16 protein-coding genes and 1 pseudogene are annotated in these 17244 nt (G+C 69.4%); 16 read left to right on the top strand and 1 reads right to left on the bottom strand.

All coding sequences use genetic code 11. The annotated features are described in order from the left end of the window. The 16 genes and pseudogenes from AC07Y4_RS30655 to AC07Y4_RS30580 all read left to right on the top strand — a co-directional run. Positions 1–140 (top strand): annotated as a pseudogene (locus AC07Y4_RS30655) (single-stranded DNA-binding protein); the annotation flags it as partial. 487 nt (positions 141–627) lie between these two features. Next, positions 628–1827 carry a pyridoxal phosphate-dependent aminotransferase gene (locus AC07Y4_RS30650; protein ID WP_487848788.1) on the top strand — a complete coding sequence of 400 codons (1200 nt, stop codon included), beginning with the start codon at positions 628–630 and terminating at the stop codon, positions 1825–1827. A 7-nt stretch (positions 1828–1834) separates the two neighbouring features. Then, positions 1835–2605 (top strand): 2-keto-4-pentenoate hydratase, encoded by a 771-nt coding sequence (locus tag AC07Y4_RS30645; RefSeq protein WP_487848787.1) that lies wholly within the window; start codon positions 1835–1837, stop codon positions 2603–2605. 14 nt (positions 2606–2619) lie between these two features. Next, positions 2620–3399 (top strand): SDR family oxidoreductase, encoded by a 780-nt coding sequence (locus AC07Y4_RS30640; protein WP_487848786.1) that lies wholly within the window; start codon positions 2620–2622, stop codon positions 3397–3399. 33 nt (positions 3400–3432) lie between these two features. After that, on the top strand, positions 3433–4221 hold the full coding sequence (locus AC07Y4_RS30635) for an ABC transporter ATP-binding protein (RefSeq protein WP_070063414.1): 789 nt from the start codon (positions 3433–3435) through the stop codon (positions 4219–4221). A 33-nt stretch (positions 4222–4254) separates the two neighbouring features. Next, complete coding sequence (locus tag AC07Y4_RS30630; protein WP_095950686.1) at positions 4255–5043, top strand: transporter substrate-binding domain-containing protein; 789 nt, start codon at positions 4255–4257, stop codon at positions 5041–5043. A 44-nt stretch (positions 5044–5087) separates the two neighbouring features. Continuing rightward, on the top strand, positions 5088–5780 hold the full coding sequence (locus tag AC07Y4_RS30625; protein WP_062480466.1) for an ABC transporter permease: 693 nt from the start codon (positions 5088–5090) through the stop codon (positions 5778–5780). 2 nt (positions 5781–5782) lie between these two features. Beyond that, positions 5783–6502, top strand: a complete 720-nt coding sequence (locus AC07Y4_RS30620; protein ID WP_062480468.1) for an ABC transporter permease — start codon at positions 5783–5785, stop codon at positions 6500–6502. A gap of 13 nt (positions 6503–6515) precedes the next feature. Continuing rightward, positions 6516–7316: an inositol monophosphatase family protein gene (locus AC07Y4_RS30615; RefSeq protein WP_206167823.1), complete on the top strand. Its 801-nt coding sequence runs from the start codon at positions 6516–6518 to the stop codon at positions 7314–7316. A 71-nt stretch (positions 7317–7387) separates the two neighbouring features. Continuing rightward, positions 7388–8872: a MocR-like pyridoxine biosynthesis transcription factor PdxR gene (gene pdxR / locus AC07Y4_RS30610; RefSeq protein WP_487848785.1), complete on the top strand. Its 1485-nt coding sequence runs from the start codon at positions 7388–7390 to the stop codon at positions 8870–8872. A 247-nt stretch (positions 8873–9119) separates the two neighbouring features. Beyond that, the gene (locus tag AC07Y4_RS30605; RefSeq protein ID WP_062480474.1) at positions 9120–9500 is read left to right on the top strand and encodes a hypothetical protein; all 381 of its coding nucleotides are present in this window, start codon (positions 9120–9122) and stop codon (positions 9498–9500) included. 300 nt (positions 9501–9800) lie between these two features. Continuing rightward, positions 9801–10406: a DUF6891 domain-containing protein gene (locus AC07Y4_RS30600; RefSeq protein ID WP_062480476.1), complete on the top strand. Its 606-nt coding sequence runs from the start codon at positions 9801–9803 to the stop codon at positions 10404–10406. After that, positions 10403–12208 carry a VanW family protein gene (locus AC07Y4_RS30595; protein WP_487848784.1) on the top strand — a complete coding sequence of 602 codons (1806 nt, stop codon included), beginning with the start codon at positions 10403–10405 and terminating at the stop codon, positions 12206–12208. The genes AC07Y4_RS30600 and AC07Y4_RS30595 overlap by 4 nt, the downstream gene beginning before the upstream one ends. Positions 12209–12224: 16 nt before the next feature. Continuing rightward, the gene (locus tag AC07Y4_RS30590; RefSeq protein WP_487848783.1) at positions 12225–12830 is read left to right on the top strand and encodes a hypothetical protein; all 606 of its coding nucleotides are present in this window, start codon (positions 12225–12227) and stop codon (positions 12828–12830) included. A 21-nt stretch (positions 12831–12851) separates the two neighbouring features. Then, entirely contained in the window at positions 12852–14516 is a 1665-nt protein-coding gene (locus AC07Y4_RS30585; protein ID WP_487848782.1) for an FxLYD domain-containing protein, read from the top strand. Positions 14517–14560: 44 nt separating this feature from the next. Next, on the top strand, positions 14561–15553 hold the full coding sequence (locus AC07Y4_RS30580) for an LLM class flavin-dependent oxidoreductase (RefSeq protein WP_390347148.1): 993 nt from the start codon (positions 14561–14563) through the stop codon (positions 15551–15553). A gap of 3 nt (positions 15554–15556) precedes the next feature. Here AC07Y4_RS30580 and AC07Y4_RS30575 read toward each other — a convergent pair. After that, positions 15557–17244: long-chain-fatty-acid--CoA ligase (locus AC07Y4_RS30575; protein WP_495275531.1), on the bottom strand; the 1688-nt coding region annotated here is incomplete at its 5' end.

Below are 17244 nucleotides of genomic sequence, written 5' to 3'. Positions count from 1 at the left end.
GTGGTGGTGGTGGCGGCGGTGGCGGTTACGCCCCGCGTGCTCCCGCAGCCGCACCGCGTGCCCCGGCACCGGCGCCGCGCCAGGCGCCGGCCAAGTCGTCGTCGGGCTTCGACGACATGGACGACGACATTCCGTTCTGAAACCGGCTCCTTGAGCTTTTCAATGAAGGCCTGCCTTTTCGAAGGCAGGCCTTTTTTTGCACTTTTTATTTCGAATTCTCTCCATGGGCGGTCGTGCCCGGGAAAGTGCTGTTTTGCCAAGGAAGCGCAGCCTCTTTGTTCGTCTGGCCGTTGAGCGCAGGGGAAGCGTTTGACGTGAGTCCCTTTTCGACGGCAATGACTGTGTTCAGAGGGGCAATTCCCGGCGGCAATCAACCCATTGGCTCCGGCCGTTCTGCTGAATAGCGCCGTTCAGCAGCGCATCGCCGGAGATGGTCGGCCGTCGCGAAGAAGCAGGGCGTCGCACGGCCACGCTGTCTGCGGACGTCGGAGTGGCCGCAGGGGGCCGCGCGGATCGCCGTCGGCCGGTTCGCCGCGATTGGTCCGCTTCGGCGCACGGAATTGGTCCTTGTCCCGCACCGTGCGGCGTCGGAGCATGCAGGCCATAGAACACCGAGACAAGCACGACATGCAGAGCGCCGCCTCCCACTGCCCGCCATCGACCGTCGCACGCGCCGAAGTCCAGGCCCTGCGGTCCTCGAAGATCCGCGAGGTCGCCAATGCAGGCATGGACCGCAAGGACATCCTGCCTTTCTGGTTCGGCGAGCCCGACGAGGAGACGCCGGACGAGATCTGCGGCGCTGCGATCGCAGCCCTCGAGAACAGGCGCACCTTCTACGTCCAGACGCTGGGCGAGCCCGCGTTGCGCGAGGAGATCGCCCGGTACCTGTCGCGCTGGCATGGCCCGATCGGCGTTGAACGGGTGGCGGTGACGAGTTCGGGCACGCATGCGCTGATGCTGGCCCTGCAGGCGCTGCTGAACCCCGGCGACCGCGTCGTGGCCGTGACGCCGTTGTGGCCCAACCTGGTCGAGATGCCCAAGGTGCTGGGCGCGCACGTGGAGACCGTCGCATTGCAGTTCACCGCGGCGGGGTGGGTGCTCGACGAGCAGCGCCTTCTGGAAGCGCTTCGGCCGGGCACCCGCGCGCTGCTGCTGAACGCGCCCAACAACCCGACGGGCTGGACCCTTTCGCGCGAGGCGCAGGAAGCCATCCTCGCGCACTGCCGGCGCCTGGGCATCTGGATCGTCAGCGACGATGTCTACCAGCGCATCAGCTTCGATGCGCCGTGCGCGCCGTCCTTCCTGGACATCGCGACGCCCGAGGACCGGGTCATCAGCTGCAACTCCTTTTCCAAGGCCTGGCGCATGACCGGATGGCGCCTGGGCTGGATCGTCGTGCCGCCGGCGATGCTGGGCGACATCGGCAAGCTGATCGAGTACAGCAGCACCTGCGCGCCGCCCTTCGTGCAGGCGGCGGGGGTGGTCGCCCTGGCGCACGGGGAAGACGCCATTGCCCGGACGGTCGAGCGGCTGCGCCAGGGCAGGGACCACCTGGCGGCGCGCCTGGGGAGCGTTCCGGGGGTCGAGCTCGCCGCGCCCGCCCGCGGTGCGATGTACACCTTCTTCCGTGTCGAAGGCGTCACGGACAGCCTCGCGTTCTGCAAGCAGCTCGTGGCCGAGGCCGGGCTGGGGCTGGCGCCCGGCGTGGCCTTCGGCCCCGAGGGCGAAGGCTACCTGCGCTGGTGCTATGCCAGCGGCACGCCGCGCCTGGACGACGGCGTTCGGCGCCTGGCCGCCTACCTGGAACACCACCCAACCACACGATGAGGATGCGATGAACACCCAAGACATTGCGGGCGCCCTTTGGCAAGCCATGGAGGACGGACGCCACATGCCGTCGGAATGGGCCGGGAAGTTCTCCCTGCAGCAGGGCTACGAAGTGCAGCTGGCCCTGTTGCACAAGCGCCTGGCCAGGGGCGAGCGGCAGACGGGCTGGAAGGTCGGCCTCACCGCCGAGGCCATGCGCGTGCAGCAGCAGGTGCACGAGCCCTGCTTCGGCTATCTGCTGGAAAGCGGCCGGCATGCGAGCGGCCAGGCCTATCGCTTTTCCGAGCTGATCGCGCCGGGCTTCGAGAACGAGCTGTGCCTGACCATCGGCAAGACGCTGCGCGGACCCGGCGTGAGCCTGGAGGAGGTCGCTGCCGCCGTGACGCATGCGGCACCGGCCCTGGAGATCGTGGAGGTCCGCGGTCCGTTTGCCGGCAACCTGGCGCTGGCCATGGCGGACAACGCGCAGCAGAAGGCCTATGTGACGGGGGCGGCCGTGCCGCTGACGGCCGACAACCGCGACCTGGCCGGCGCCAACGTGACGGTGCAGGTCGACGGCGCCGTCAGCGAGACGGCCTCCGGCTCGGCGGTCATGCAGGGCGGCGGGCTGCTCTCGGTGCTGTGGCTGGCGAACAAGCTGGCCGAATTCGGGTTGGCGCTGGAGGCGGGGATGCAGGTGATGTCCGGGTCCTTCACACGGCAGTACCGCGCCTCGCAGGGCATGCAGGTGCATTCCTCGTTCGACCGCTTCGGCACGGTCGCCGCGAACTTCATCTGAAGCAAGAGGTCTCCATGGATCTGGGAATCAAGGGCAAGATGGCGCTGGTGTGCGCCGCGAGCAAGGGGCTGGGTCGGGCGTGCGCGTTCGCACTGGCGGAAGACGGCGCATCGCTCACCATCGTGGCGCGCGGCGCGCAGGCGCTCGAGGCCACCGCCAATGAAATTCGCGAGGCCACCGGCGTGCACGTGCGCACGGTGGCCGCCGACGTCACCACGGTGCAGGGGCGGGCGCTCGTCCTCGAGGCCTGCCCCGCGCCGGACATCCTGGTGACCAATGCTGCAGGCCCCAAGCCGGGCGACTTCCGCCAATGGACGTGCGACGACTGGATGGTGGCACTCAACGCCAACATGCTGACGCCCATCGAGCTGATCAAGGCAACGGTGGACGGCATGATGGCGCGCGGCTTCGGCCGCATCGTCAACATCACCTCGTCCTCGGTGAAGGCGCCCATCGACATCCTGGGCCTGTCCAACGGCGCGCGCAGCGGGCTCACCGGTTTCGTGGCGGGCCTGGCGCGACGCACGGCGCATCGCAACGTCACCATCAACAACCTGCTGCCCGGCTCGTTCGCCACCGACCGCCTGCGCGCCACGGTGGAGGCTGCCGCGGCCGGGTCGGGTCGCTCGTTCGAGGCCGAGCAGACCGAATGGCAGGGCCGCAGCCCGGCCGCGCGCTTCGGCGATCCGATGGAGTTCGGCCGCGCCTGCGCCTTCCTGTGCAGCGCCCATGCCGGCTACATCAACGCACAGAATCTGCTGCTCGACGGCGGGGCCTATCCCGGGACCTTCTAGGCGAAGCGCCAGCACCGTTCAAAAGGAACTCACTTGAGCGACCCCCAACGACAACAAGGCAGGCAGATCGTGTCTGCCACCGGCATCGAGAAGCGCTTCGGCGCGCTGGACGTGCTGCGCGGCATCGACCTGTGCGCCCACGAGCACGACGTGGTCACGCTCATCGGCGCCAGCGGCTCGGGCAAGAGCACCTTCCTGCGTTGCCTCAACCTGCTCGAAGTGCCCGACGCCGGCACCGTCGCCATCGATGGCGAGGAGATCCGCATGCGCCGGTCGTCGGCAGGGCAGGCGAGCCCTGCCAGCAAGAGCCAGGTGAACCGGTTGCGCGCGGGCATCGGCATGGTGTTCCAGAACTTCAACCTGTGGAGCCACATGACCGTGCTGGAGAACGTGGCCATGCCGCCCATGAAGGTGCTGGGGCTGTCGCGCCGCGAAGCGACGGAACGGGCCGAAGCGCTGCTCGCGAAGGTCGGGCTCGGCGACCGGCTGCGGCACTATCCGGCCCACATCTCGGGCGGCCAGCAGCAGCGCTGCGCCATCGCCCGCGCGCTGGCGATGGAGCCCAAGCTGCTGCTGTTCGACGAGCCCACGTCCGCGCTCGACCCCGAGCTCGTGGGCGAGGTGCTGAAGGTGATCCGCCTGCTCGCCGAGGAGGGGCGCACCATGGTGATGGTCACCCACGAGATGGCGTTCGCACGCGAGGTCTCGACCGAGGTCGCCTTCCTGCACAAGGGAAAGATCGAGGAACGCGGGGCGCCTGCCGACGTGTTCGGCAACCCGCGCAGCGAGCGTTGCCGCAAGTTCCTCGACAGCGTTCTGTAGCCACGACATCACGAACCAAGAACTGGAGACGAAATGAAGAAATGGTTGTTCGCAGGCCTGCTGGCCGCGTGCTCCGTCGCCGCCATGGGCCGCGAGATCAAGGCCGGGGTGCAGTGCACCTATCCGCCCTTCAACTACCGCGATGCGTCGGGCGAGCTGAAGGGTTTCGAGATCGACATCGCCCGCGAGATCGGGCGGCGGATGAACGCCAACGTGCAGTTCGTCTGCCTGGGGTTCGACGGGCTGATTCCCGCGCTGCTTTCCAGGAAGATCGACATCGTCGCCTCGAGCCTCTCGATCACCGAGACGCGCAAGAAGAGCATCGACTTCTCCGTTCCGTACCGGGCCTCCACGGCGCGCTTCGTGGGCCGCAAGAACGGGGGGCTGCTCCCGATGAAGCCCGACAACACGCCCAACGCGGGCGCGCTCAAGGGCAAGGTGGTGGGCGTGCAGCGGGCCACCACGAACGACAGCTACCTTGCGGGCGAGTTCTCCGGCGTCGAGATCACGCGCTACGACTCGGCCGAGAACATGCTGCTGGACCTCGTGGCCGGCCGCATCGACCTCATGCTCGTGAGTCCGATGAAGGTTCGCACCGACTTCCTGGAGAAGCCGGAAGGGCGCAACTACGAGTTCGTCAGCCCCGAGATCGAGGCGCCCAAGTACCTGGGCGAAGGCGTGGCCGTCGGCTTGCCCAAGGGGGCCACGGCGCTGCGCGACGAGATCAACGCGGCGCTCAAGGGCATGTTTGCCGACGGAACCTTCAAGGCGATCAACCAGAAGTACTGGAGCTTCAGTGTGCTGCCCGCGGTCTGGCACTGACGCCGTCGCGCCACCGAATCCGCTCGTCGACTGCTGACGACACCATGGACATGTTCAACGGCTGGGGGCCGACCATCGCGCAAGGTGCCTGGACCACCGTGGAGGTGGCGCTGGTGTCGTCGGTGTTCGGCATCGCGCTGGGGCTTCTGGGCGCGGCGGCCTGCCTGTCCCGCTTCAAGGCGGTGCGCTGGCTGGCCGAGGCCTACATCACGGCGATACGGGGCATCCCGCAACTGCTGCTGATCCTGATGGTGTACTTCGGCAGCACGGTGGTCTTGAGCCGGCTGCTCGCGCTGGTCAGGCCCGACGCGGGCATGGTCGAGATCCCGCCGTATCCGGCGGGTGTGTTCGCACTGGCACTGATCTTCGGCGGCTACGCCTCGGAGGTGTTCCGCGGCGCGCTCACGGCCATTCCCCGCGGGCAGGTGGAGGCCGGCATGGCCGTGGGCATGGGCACCCTGCAGATCTTCTTCGTGATCCAGTGCCCGCAGATGCTGCGGCTGGCGCTGCCGGGCCTGGGCAACATCTGGATCTCGACGCTCAAGGACACCTCGCTGATCTCCATCGTGGGGCTGAGCGAGCTGATGAAGGCCTCCGAACTGGCCACCAGCGACACGCGCCGCGCCCTGTTCTTCTACCTCAGTGCCGGCGCCATCTACCTCACGCTGACCGTGCTGAGTTCGCTCGTGCTGCATCAGCTCGAACGCCGCGGCGCCCGTGGCGAAAGGACGGCCTGACCATGGATGTCGAACTCATTGTCGAGAGCCTTCCGGTGCTCTGGCAGGGCGCGCTGCTCACGCTGGAACTCTTCGCGATCACGATGGTGCTCGCGACGCTGCTGGCGGTGCCGCTGGCCATCGTGCGCGTCCAGAAGGCCTGGTGGCTGCGCTGGCCCGTCGAGGTGTTCTCGCAGGTCTTCCGGGGAACGCCGCTGCTGGTGCAGATCTTCATCGTGTACTACGGCATTGCCCAGATCGATGCGGTGCGCGACAGCTGGGCCTGGCCCTACCTGCGCAAGCCGTACTGGTGCGCCGTCATCACCTTCGTGCTGAACACGACGGCCTACGCCGTGCACATCTTCCGTGGGGCGATCCAGGCGGTGCCGCACGGGGAGGTCGAGGCCGGACAGGCCTTCGGGCTTTCTTTCGGCGCGCTGTACCGCCACGTCATCCTTCCGCGGGCGATGCTGCTGGCGCTGCCGGCCTACGGCAACGAGGTGATCAAGACGATCAAGCGCACCTCGCTGGCCAGCGCCATCACGCTCTCGGAGCTGACGGGCGTGGCCAACACCCTGGTGGCGCGCACCTTCGCCCCCTACGAGATCTTCATTGCGGCCGGGTTGATCTACCTTGCCTTCGCGTTCGCCGCCAACCACCTGGTGCGGCGGCTGGAGCACCGCATGTCTCGCCATCTTCGCCACTTGCCGGCGCAGCACGGCACCGGGCCCATGCCCACTTGATCCAGGAGACCGCGTGTCCACTTCTTCCGTTCCAGAGTCGGCGATGGCCGAATTCCTCGCCTTCGCCCATGGGCTGGCCGACGCCAGCGGCGCCATCCTGCGCGAGAACCTGTACAGCCGCAGGGGCTTCGAGTCCAAGGAGGACGACAGCCCCGTCACCGTCGTGGACAAGCATGTCGAGCAGACGCTGCGCACGCTGATCCGCCACCGCTATCCCTCGCACGGCATCCTCGGCGAGGAGTTCGAGGGCCAGGACCTCGACGCCGAGTACGTCTGGGTGCTCGACCCGATCGACGGCACCAAGGCCTTCATCACGGGCATTCCCATCTACGGAACGCTGATTTCGCTGGCGCGCCACGGCACGCCGATCATCGGCGTGATCGACCACCCCATCACCAACGACCGATGGGCCGGGGCGCAGGGCCAGCCGTCCACCTTCAACGGCCAGCGCATCCGCAGCCGCGAGTGCCCGTCGCTGGCCGACGCGCTGGTGTCGTGCAGCAACCCGGAGCCCTTCGGTCCGCGCGAGCGCGAGGCGTTCGAGACGCTGCGCAGCGCCGCCAAGTGGTGCGTGTACGGATCGAGCTGCTATGCGTACGGCTGCATCGCCAACGGAACGATCGACATCGGCATCGACTGCGGCCGCCACCGCGAGGTCGACTACTGCGCGCTGGTGCCGGTGATCGAGGGCGCCGGCGGCGTCATCACCGATTGGGAGGGGCGCCCGCTCACGATCTACTCCGGCAACCGGCTGGTCGCGTCGGGCAACCCCCGCCGCCACGAGGAGGTCCTGCGCATGCTTGCGGGCGCCTAGCGCGGGCGACCGGGCCGTATATTCGAAGGCCGCCGCAGCCCTGTCCGGCACGGGCGGCATGGAGATCTCGTATGCCGCGGCACTTCAACTACCCGACCTGGAGTTCGCTCTCGCTGGACCGCAGCGGCTCCGATCCGCTGCACGTCCAGGTGTTCGAGCAGATCCGCCAGGCCATCGTGCAGGGGCGGATCTCCAAGAACTCGCGGCTGCCGCCCACCCGCCAGCTGGCCGCGGAACTCGGCGTGTCGCGCAACACCGTGGTCCTGGTCTACGAACGGCTGCTGGCCGAGGGCTATGTCAGCGGCCGCGTCGGGGCGGGCACCTACATTGCCGCCGTGCTGCCCGAGGAGCGCAGCGCGCCGGCCGGGGCACCGTCGAACGCCCCTGCCGCCGCGCCGGCGCCCCGGCACATCTCGCGGCGCGCGCAGGCGATGTCCGAACTGGCGCTGCCGCCCGAGCGCAATGCCACGTTCGACCTCAGCCCGACCGTGCCCGCGCTCGACCAGCTGCCGTTCGAGCAGTTCGCCAAGGTCTCGTCGCAGTACTGGCGCTCGGCGCCGGCCGCGGAGCTGGGCTACGGCTCGCCGATGGGGCTGCCCGAACTGCGCCAGCAGATCGCGGACTATGTGGGCGAGGCACACGGCATTTCCTGCCTGCCGGACCAGGTGCTCGTGGTCGACGGCACGACGCAGGGCTTCGTGCTGGCAGGCCAGGTGCTGACCGACCACGGCGACCGCATCATCGTGGAAGACCCCGGCTACATCACCCGGCTTGCCGCCTTGATGGGCTTCGGCGCGGACCTGGTGCCCGTGCCCATCGACCTGCAGGGCCTGGACAGCAGCCGGTTCGACAGCCATGCGCCCGACGCGCGGCTGATCGTGGCGTCGCCCACCAATCAGTTCCCCTTCGGCAGCACGATGCCGCTGGAGCGGCGCCTCTCGCTCCTGCAGTGGGCGCACGAGCGCAATGCCTGGGTGATCGAGTACGACTTCAACAACGCCTTCCATTTCCGGGGCAGGCCGCTGCCTCCGCTGGCGGCGCTGGACCACGGGGGGCGGGTCATCTACATCGGGAACTTCAACCGTTCCATCTCGCCCGCGCTCAACCTGGCCTACCTGGTGGTCCCGCCCGACCTGGCGGACGCCTTCGCCTGCGCCACGCAGATCTTCTCGTTCAAGGCGTCCATGCCGACCCAGGGCGTGGTGGCCGACTTCATGGCGAGCGGGCAGCTGGCGGCCCACATCCGGCGCATGGGCGTGCGCTATCGCGAACGCGCGCAGCTCATGGAGCACTGCTTCAGGACGCTGGTGGGGCGCGATTTCGAGCTGTCGACCACCGGCTCGGGGCTGCACCTGTCGGCCATCTCGCGCACGCCGATCGACGATGCGGCGGTTTCCCAGGCGCTGCTGGCGCACCGCATCGACGTGCCCGCGATCTCCGCCTACTGCCTGAGCGAGCAGGTCCGCACCGGCTTCGTCTTCGGGTTCGGCAACACGCCCGCCGAGCGGATCGCCCCGGCGTTGGCGCTCTTTGGCAGTGCGGTCGCGAACGCCTGAAGCTCGTTCACTGCCCTTCAATTGTTTCGAATCCGTGAACACCGCGGTTCGTTTTGCTACGGGTTTTTACCTAGATCGAGGCGCACAATTCATCTCACGGACCAGCCCTCAAAGCTGATCTGGGTGAACAGGGCCCCGAGCGAGGTGGCCGCCCTCCGAAAAAGAACAGAGGGGCGGTGACCCACCCAAGACCGGTTCGACATCCGAAGCAAGAACTTGAACTGAATTGAAGAAGGAAGAAATCCAAATGACCGCCTCGAAGATCCTCTCCGCCGTTGCTGTTGCCCTGATGGCCGTTGCCGGCGCCGCCCATGCCGAAAGCTATGAAGGCGTGCATCAACTGACCTCGGCCGCCAGCCGCGCCGACGTTGCCGCCCAAGCCGTCGTGGCCGCGCACAGCGCCAACCCCTACGCCACCGGCGCCAACGCAGGCCCCGCGCAAGTGATCGTCTCGACCGCCAGCCGCGCTGCCGTGCGTGCCGACGCTGTCGCCGCCGCACACAGCGCCGACCCGTACGCCGAAGGCGCTTCGTCGGGCGTGGCCCCGATCGTCGCCAGCACCGTCGACCGCGCCGCGGTTCGCGCCGCAGCCCGCGCTGCCGCCCACGGCGACGCACTGCCGCTGTAAGCAACAGCCAGAACGCTTCGCCGACGGGATCGGCGAGCGTTCCAGGTCTTGATGAAAGCCGGCCCTGCCAACGCAGGGCCGGCTTTTTTCATGGGCCATGACCGTGAATTCTTGGCCGAAAGTCACATTGCCTTGGCCTTGCGCATCCCTCATGATTTGGGCGCGGGAGGGATGGCCGCCAGAGCGCATGCTTTCGCATTAACGCATCGCCGTGGTGCGGACACGCGAGAATCGAGCGTCGTTCCGACCGCGAAAAATGAAAGCACGATCCGTCGCCAACCAAGCGACGACCCACTACGCATGGCCCTCACTCTCGACCCCGAAGACACGCGCGGACGCATCCACGACCTGGTGTGGAGCGGCTTCCATGCCGATGCCGACATCGGCTGGATGATCACCGACGAGTACCTCGATCCCGATGAGCTCACGCCCGAGGACCGCGCCTGGATCAAGGCCGAAACCACGCGAGCTTGCGCCGCCAAGCGCGCCGCCGAGGCGCAATGGCCCGCGCAGACCGAGTACGACCGGCTCGAGGCCGTGTTCGCGCAGCTGCGCAGCGAAAAGATCATCGCCCTGCACCGCGCGGGCAACACGCTGTCCGACGGGCACGACGACGTGCGCGAGCAGTGGCGTGCGGCGGGCCGGCTCGAGTCCGGCATCCGCGGCTGCTGCTTCTATCACGCACAGGACCTGGACGGCGCCGTGCGCTCCGGCCGCCTGTACCTCGCCTTCAGCGGCGGCATGATCCCCGAGATCGCGCAGCGCGAAGCCAACACCGTCGTGGTCGGCCGCCGCATCGTCGAGCTGTTGCGCGACGCCGGCTTCGGCGCGCAATGGAGCGGCAACATCAACGAGCGCATCGAAGCCGACCTCGGCCAATGGCGCAAGCGAGGCCCCGCCGCGTGAGTGCGCAGGCCTGGCAGCCGCCGCGCCGCATCGACGCGATCGACTTCTGGCTGCGCTCGCGGCTGCTCGCCACGGCCCACGCCCTGCGCGAAACCCTGCGGCCCTCGGCCCGGCGCTGGCCCAGCGGCGCGCACACTCTGGCTGACGCGCCGGTGCTCGCGCAGCACCGAACTCCCTTGTGGTCCGACGGCCGGGCCGATGAATTCCCGCTGGTCGCCGGCAAGGTGCACAACCTGCGCGTGGCGCGGCCGGCCTTCGACGCCATCGAGGTGCCGGCCGGCGAAGTGCTGAGCTTCTGGCGCCAGCTGGGGCGACCGGGCGCCGGGCGCGGCTTCGTGGTCGGGCGCGAGGTGCGCGGCGGCTGCGTGGTGCCGACGCTGGCCGGCGGGCTGTGCCAGCTGTCGAACGCCCTGGCCACCGTGGCCGTGCGCGCGGGCTTCGAGCTGGTCGAGCGCCACGGCCACACGGCGCGCATCGAGCAGGCGGATGCGCCGGACGGCGATGCCGTCGATGCGACGGTGTTCTGGAACTACGTCGACGTCAAGCTGCGCGCCCGGCACGCCTGGCGGCTCGAAGTGGCGTTGACCGACACCGAGCTCGTGGTGCGCATCCGCGCGCGCACGCCGCTGGCGGTGCCGGCCGAGCCCGTCACGCTGCGGCGCACGAACGACGACGCGCCCACCGCGCTGCCGCTGGCGCGCGGCTGCCTGAGCTGCGACCAGACGGCGTGCTTCCGCCACCGTCCGCCGGTCGATGTCGGCGCCGAAGGGCGCACCGCCGTGCTCGTCGATGGCTGGACGCCGGAGTTCGCACGCCACCTGCGCGATGCGCATCCGCAGGCGCAGCGCATGCAGCCCGTGCCGCTGCGGCTCGCGTTCTGGCGCGTGCCTGCTGCCGGCTGGCATCGCGAGCCCGCGACGAACGAACCGGTGACCACCGCATGGGCCGCGAGCCTGCGCCGTGCCGTGTGGCAGCGGCTCTGGGCGCGGCAGGCGGGCCGACGCCAGGCCAGCCTGATCGACGGCCAGCGCTGGCTCGCGCAGGCCTTTGCCGCGCGGCTGGCGCCTTCGCACACGCACCTGGTGGTCGAGCAGTCGCTGCTGCCGCACCTGCAGCGCCTCGGCGCGCTCGACGGACGCCGCATCACCGTGCTGGCCGGCGCCTTGCCGATGGCCGACATTGAAAAGCAGCTCGATGCCGCGTCGCAGCGCTGGCCCGGCGACGCCACCTTGCGCGACTTCCGCGCCGATGCATCGCTGGTGCGCGACGAAGCGTTGGCGCTCGCGCGCGCGGCGGTCGTCGTCACGCCGCATGCCGCCGTGGCGCAAGCCATGGCGACGTGCGCGCCGCAGGCCACGCTGCAGCGGCTCGACTGGGCGCTGCCGCAGGTGAAGGCCACGCACGGCAAGCGCGAAGAACCACCGCTCGTCGTGTTCGCCGCCAGCGCACTGGCGCGCAAGGGCGCACGCGAGCTCGCCGCCGCGCTGCAAGGCTGGCCGTGCCGCCTGCGCGTGCTCGGCGCACCGTCGGACGACGCGCGGCTCTGGCAGGGCATCGAACACATTCAACACATGAACTGGCAGGGCGACTGGCTGGCCGGTGCGAGCGTCGTCGTGCTGCCCGCGCACGTCGAGCACGCACCGCGCGCATTGCTGCGCGCCGTGGCGGCCGGCGTGCCCGTGGTGGCATCGACGGCCTGCGGCCTGGCCGGCCTGGCCGGCGTGCCGGGCGTGCACGAGGTCGCACCCGGCGACATCGACGCACTGCGCACCGCATTGCAGCAAGCCGCCCGCCTGACCTGAACGGAGAACAACCCCCGTGGCATCGATCGAACAGGCCCGCGCGGCCCTGGCTTCCCATGGCGCGCTGGCGCCGCAATCCGCCGCCGAGCACTGGCGCGGCGAGCTGGCCTTGCCCGCCGCCCTCGCCACCTTCTATGAACAGGTCGGCCCGCTCGGCGAATGGGTCAACGAGCGCGTGGGCTATGCCGGCCTCACGGTGCCGACCACCGGCAACCCGTTCAGCATTCCCGCGCTCTCGCGCCTGTGGCAGCTGCAGGCGGGCTACCGCTGGCACGGCATCACCGGCGAGCGCATCGCCGACTGGCCCGACCATTGGCTGGTGGTGGCCGACCAGGGCGCCGATCCGTTCATCTTCGACCTGCGCACCGGCGCGATCCAGTTCGCGATGCACGGCACGGGCGCCTGGGAGGAAGACGAACCGCTCTTCGCCGACATCTTCGAGATGGCCGCCTGCCTGGGCACCATCGGCCAGGTGTGGGACGAAGCGGGCGACGCCATCTTCACCGACGAGGACGACTGCGAGGTCGACCCGGTGCACCGCGCGCGCCTGGTCGAGCGCCTCGTGCCGCTGCTGGGCAGTGCGGCGGCGGCCGAAAACGTCGTCGACGTGTTCGGCTGGTAAGGGAAAAAGAAAAGAAGACACATGAGCATCGACCTGCAGACCCTCAAATGCGGCGAGTGCGGCAGCAGCGCGCTGCGCCGCACCGGCCTGAACGAATACACCTGCGCGCACTGCGGCTCGATGTCGCTGGTGGAAGACGACGTGTCCGACCGCCTCGAGCGCGTGCTGCAGCAGGTCAAGCACCACGCCGGCCAGCAGATCGCCGCCGAACAGGCGCTGCGCCAGAAGCAGATGGTGCGCACGATCGGCTTCGTCGTGATCGGCTTTCTCGGCGTGGCGGTGGCCGTCCAGGTCGCGATGATGCTGTTCGGCTCCGGCAAGCGCAGCGATGCGCCTTCGGTGGCGCGCGCGATCGTCGAGCGCACCATCGCGACCGACGGCCTGAAGCTGTCCGAGCCGCGCCAGGTGCTGGTCGGCGAGCGGCCGAAGCTCCTGGTGCTGGCGCGCAACGAAACCGGCCGGCCGCTCGAGCGGCCCGGCCTGAAGGTGGTGTTCCACGACGGCGACACGCGGCTGAACGAGCGCAGCGAATCCCTGCCGATCGACGTGCTGATGCCCGGCGAGTCCGCGCCCGTGCTGGTCGACCTGCCCTCGGGCCAGAACGTCACGCGGCAGGACGTGACGGTCGAGAAGCTGTCCGAACCCCGCAGCGCCGCCGAAGGGCCGCGCCTGGCGTTCTCGCGCCTGCGGCTGGTGCAGCAGGGCGAGCGCGTGCGCCTGGTCGGGCGCCTCGCGCATGCGGGCGCCCCGGGTGCGCCGGCGTTCGGCAGCATCGAGGCGCTGGTCACGCTGTACGACGACGCGGGCCAGGTGATCGGCGTCGGGCGCGGCCATGCGCCGGGGTCCGAGCTGGCGCCCGGCGCACGCACGGCGATCGATGTCGATCTCAGCCGCTTCGGCCGCGGCGCCGCCATCGCGGCGTGGGACTACCGCATCGGCTACCGCACCGTCACGCCCTCGGGCGCGCGCACGACGGTGCTGAGCGCCGACCGCGTGATCCGCACGGCCGGCGCGCCGGAGGCTTTCCACCCCGACCTGCGGCTGGGCACCGAAGACCTGCTGGCCGACGACAGCGAGCGCTTCGACCCGCGGCAGCTCGAACTGCTGCCACTGGTGGCGGGGCGCAGCACGATCCAGCGGCCGCTGTTCATGACCGAGCTGGTGAACCGCAGCACCGACGCCATCGCCATTTCGCCCGGCGCCGTGATCTCGCGCTTCGGCGGCAGCACGGCCGACGGCACCACGCGCCTCGATGCGCTGGCCTCCCTGTACCCGGGCGAGCGTTTTCCGGTCCTGCTGGAGCCCAAGGCCGTGGACCGCATCACGCAGACCCGCGTCGAGTGGAAGCCGATGCGCCGCGCCGCACTGCCCGGCCCGCGCAAGCCGCTGGAGGTGCAGGTGACGGGCACCCAGGCCGGCACCGGCAGCGTGCTGCTCAACTTCAGCCAGCGCTTCACCTACAAGAGCGTGGAGGTCACGGGCACGGTGAAGAACCCCGGCACGGCCATCGCGGCCAAGGTGCGCCTGTGGGTCAGCCTGCGCGACCGCAACGACCAGCTGACCGGCTTCAAGCTGATCGAGAACCTGCCGGCCATCGCGCCGGGCGAGAGCGTGCCCTTCCAGGTCCACGTGACGCAGCACGGGCGCGACTTCGCGAGCGTCGCGACGCTATACCAAACCGAATAGCCCCGCGCGTGACGGCATCGGGCGGTTCGCGCCATGATCGCGCCATGATTCCGCTTTCGATCCTCGACCTTTCCCCGATCACCGAAGGCAGCGATGCCGCGCAGTCGTTCCGCAACTCGCTGTCGCTGGCGCAGCACGGCGAGAAGCTGGGCTACACGCGCTACTGGCTGGCCGAGCACCACGGCATGCCGGGCATCGCGAGCGCGGCCACGGCCGTGCTGCTGTCGCACGTGGGCGCGGGCACTTCCACCATCCGCATCGGCGCCGGCGGCGTGATGCTGCCCAACCACTCGCCGCTGGTGATCGCCGAGCAGTTCGGCACGCTGGAGTCGCTGTACCCGGGGCGCGTCGACCTGGGCCTGGGCCGCGCGCCCGGCTCCGACCAGCGCACCGCGCGCGCGCTGCGGCGCAACCTGGAGTCGGACGCCGACCAGTTCCCGCAGGACGTGATGGAGCTCATGGACTTCATGTCGAAGAACCCGCAGCAGGCCGTGCGCGCCGTGCCCGGCGCGGGGCTCGAGGTGCCGGTGTGGATCCTGGGCTCGAGCACCTTCGGCGCGCAGCTGGCGGCGCACCTGGGGCTGCCGTATGCCTTTGCCTCGCACTTCGCGCCGCAGCAGATCATGCAGGCCATCCAGATCTACCGCGAGACCTTCAAGCCTTCGGCGCAGCTGCAGAAACCGTACGTGATGCTGGGCTTCAACGTGTTCGCGGCCGACACCGACGCCGAGGCCGAGTTCCGCGCCACCTCGTGGCAGCAGGCCTTCGTGAACCTGCGCAGCGGCCGTCCGGGTCGCCTGCCGCCGCCGGTGGAGAACTACCGCCAGAAGGTCGGCCCGGCCGAGAACGCGCTGCTCGACTCGGTGCTGTCGTGCTCGGCCGTGGGCTCGGTCGAGACCGTGAAGCAGGGCGTGGAAGCGTTCGTGGCGCGCACGGGTGCCGACGAACTCATGATCACCTCGCAGGTGTTCGACCATGCGGCCCGGCTGCGCTCGTACGAGCTGCTGGCCGAAGCGTTCGGCCAGAAGAAGTCGTAAAGGTCAGGCCCGCTTGCGGGCTTCCTCGTCCACGAGGTCCTTCTTCGAGAGCTTGCCCACGGCGGTCTTGGGCAGCTCGGCGCGGATCTCGAGCGCGCCGATCATCTCGTGCTTGCCCAGGCGGTTCTTAAGGAAGCTTTTGAGCGTGTCGAGCGTGAGTTCGTCCGCGCCGTCCTTCAGTTTCACGAAGGCCTTCGGCGACTGGCCGCGGTACTCGTCGGGCACGCCGATCACGCAGACCTCGGCCACCGACGGGTGTTCGTACACCGCCTCCTCGAGCACGCGCGGGTACACGTTGTAGCCGCCGCACAGCAGCATGTCCTTGGTGCGGTCGACGATGTACAGGTAGCCGTCGGCGTCCATCTTCGCGACGTCGCCGCTGCGGAAGTAGCCGTCGGCGGTCATCGATTCGGCGGTGGCCTTGGGGTTGTTCCAGTAGCCCTTCATGACGTTCGGGCCCTGCACGCACAGCTCGCCGGGCTCGCCGAACGCGGTCACGTCCTTCGTCGGGTCGTCCAGGCTCACGAGCTTGATGCGCACGCGCGGCAGCGGCATGCCGCACGAGCCCGCCTTGCGCACGCCGCGCGCGGGCGTGAAGGTGCCCACGGGCGAGGTCTCGGTCATGCCCCAGCCTTCGTTGAGGTGGCAGCCGGTGAGTTCGAAGAAGCGCTGCTCCACCTCCACCGGCAGCGGCGCGCCGCCCGAGCCGCAGAACTTCAGCGAGCGCAGGTCCATTTCTTTCGCCTTGGGGTGCGAAAGGATGGCGGTGTACATCGTCGGCACGCCGGGGAACACGCTGATCTTGCTGGCCGCGAGTTCGTTCATCACCGCATCGACATCGAAGCGCGTGTGCAGCACCAGCGCCGCGCCCAGGCGCACGCCCAGCAGCATCGCGGCGCTGAGCGCGAAGATGTGGAACAGCGGCAGCACGACCAGGAAGCGCTCCTTGCCTTCGTCGAGGATCGGCGGCTCGCCTCGCGTCGATTCGTAGTACTGCGCCGAGGCCGACGTGAGGTTGGCGTGCGTGAGCATCGCGCCCTTGGGCAGGCCGGTGGTGCCGCCGGTGTACTGCAGCACGACGATCTCTTCGGCGAGGTCGCCCAGCGGATAGGTCTGGTGCGTGCCTTCGCTCTTGAGCAGGTCGGTGAAGCGCACGTGCCGGTCGTCGGTGGGCACCGGTGCGATCTGGCCGGCTCCCTGCAGCTGCGCCTGCACCTTGTCGCCCGCCGCGCCGTAGTCGCCGAGGCTGCCGACCACCAGCGTCTTCAGGCGCGAGCTGTCGAGCAGGCGCGCCATCAGCGGGTACAGGTTCACGAGGTCGAGCGTGACGAGGATGTCGGTGCGGCTGTCCTCGATCTTGTGGGCCAGCACGCGCTCGGCGTCCAGCGGCGAGTAGTTCACCACCGTGCCGCCGGCCTTGAGCACGGCGAAGAAGGCGATCGGATAGTGCGGCGTGTTCGGCAGGTACAGGCCGACATGCACGCCCGGCTTCACGCCCAGGTCCTGCAGGCCCTTGGCGGCGCGGTCGACCGCGTCACCAAGCTGGCGGTAGCTGAGCGACTGGCCCATGAACTCGACGGCCGAATGGTCGGGCCAGCGCGCGACCGCCTCGTCGAGCATCTGCTGCACAGGCTTGACGGGCAGGTCGGCGTCCCAGCGCATGCCGGGCGGGTAGTTGCGCGTCCACGGGG

Source organism: Variovorax sp. GW460-12-1-14-LB1, assembly GCF_059423605.1.
The sequence above is the reverse complement of the archived record's forward strand: the minus strand, read 5'-3'. Positions and strand labels throughout refer to the sequence as shown.

Excerpts from the sequence above, each read along its gene's own strand:
- AC07Y4_RS30605 (WP_062480474.1), top strand. The coding sequence starts at position 9,120 with ATGACCGCCTCGAAGATCCTCTCCGCCGTTGCTGTTGCCCTGATGGCC.
- AC07Y4_RS30645 (WP_487848787.1), top strand. The coding sequence starts at position 1,835 with ATGAACACCCAAGACATTGCGGGCGCCCTTTGGCAAGCCATGGAGGAC.
- AC07Y4_RS30600 (WP_062480476.1), top strand. The coding sequence starts at position 9,801 with ATGGCCCTCACTCTCGACCCCGAAGACACGCGCGGACGCATCCACGAC.
- AC07Y4_RS30620 (WP_062480468.1), top strand. The coding sequence starts at position 5,783 with ATGGATGTCGAACTCATTGTCGAGAGCCTTCCGGTGCTCTGGCAGGGC.
- AC07Y4_RS30580 (WP_390347148.1), top strand. The coding sequence starts at position 14,561 with ATGATTCCGCTTTCGATCCTCGACCTTTCCCCGATCACCGAAGGCAGC.
- AC07Y4_RS30650 (WP_487848788.1), top strand. The coding sequence starts at position 628 with ATGCAGAGCGCCGCCTCCCACTGCCCGCCATCGACCGTCGCACGCGCC.
- AC07Y4_RS30640 (WP_487848786.1), top strand. The coding sequence starts at position 2,620 with ATGGATCTGGGAATCAAGGGCAAGATGGCGCTGGTGTGCGCCGCGAGC.
- AC07Y4_RS30585 (WP_487848782.1), top strand. The coding sequence starts at position 12,852 with ATGAGCATCGACCTGCAGACCCTCAAATGCGGCGAGTGCGGCAGCAGC.
- pdxR (WP_487848785.1), top strand. The coding sequence starts at position 7,388 with ATGCCGCGGCACTTCAACTACCCGACCTGGAGTTCGCTCTCGCTGGAC.
- AC07Y4_RS30625 (WP_062480466.1), top strand. The coding sequence starts at position 5,088 with ATGGACATGTTCAACGGCTGGGGGCCGACCATCGCGCAAGGTGCCTGG.
- AC07Y4_RS30630 (WP_095950686.1), top strand. The coding sequence starts at position 4,255 with ATGAAGAAATGGTTGTTCGCAGGCCTGCTGGCCGCGTGCTCCGTCGCC.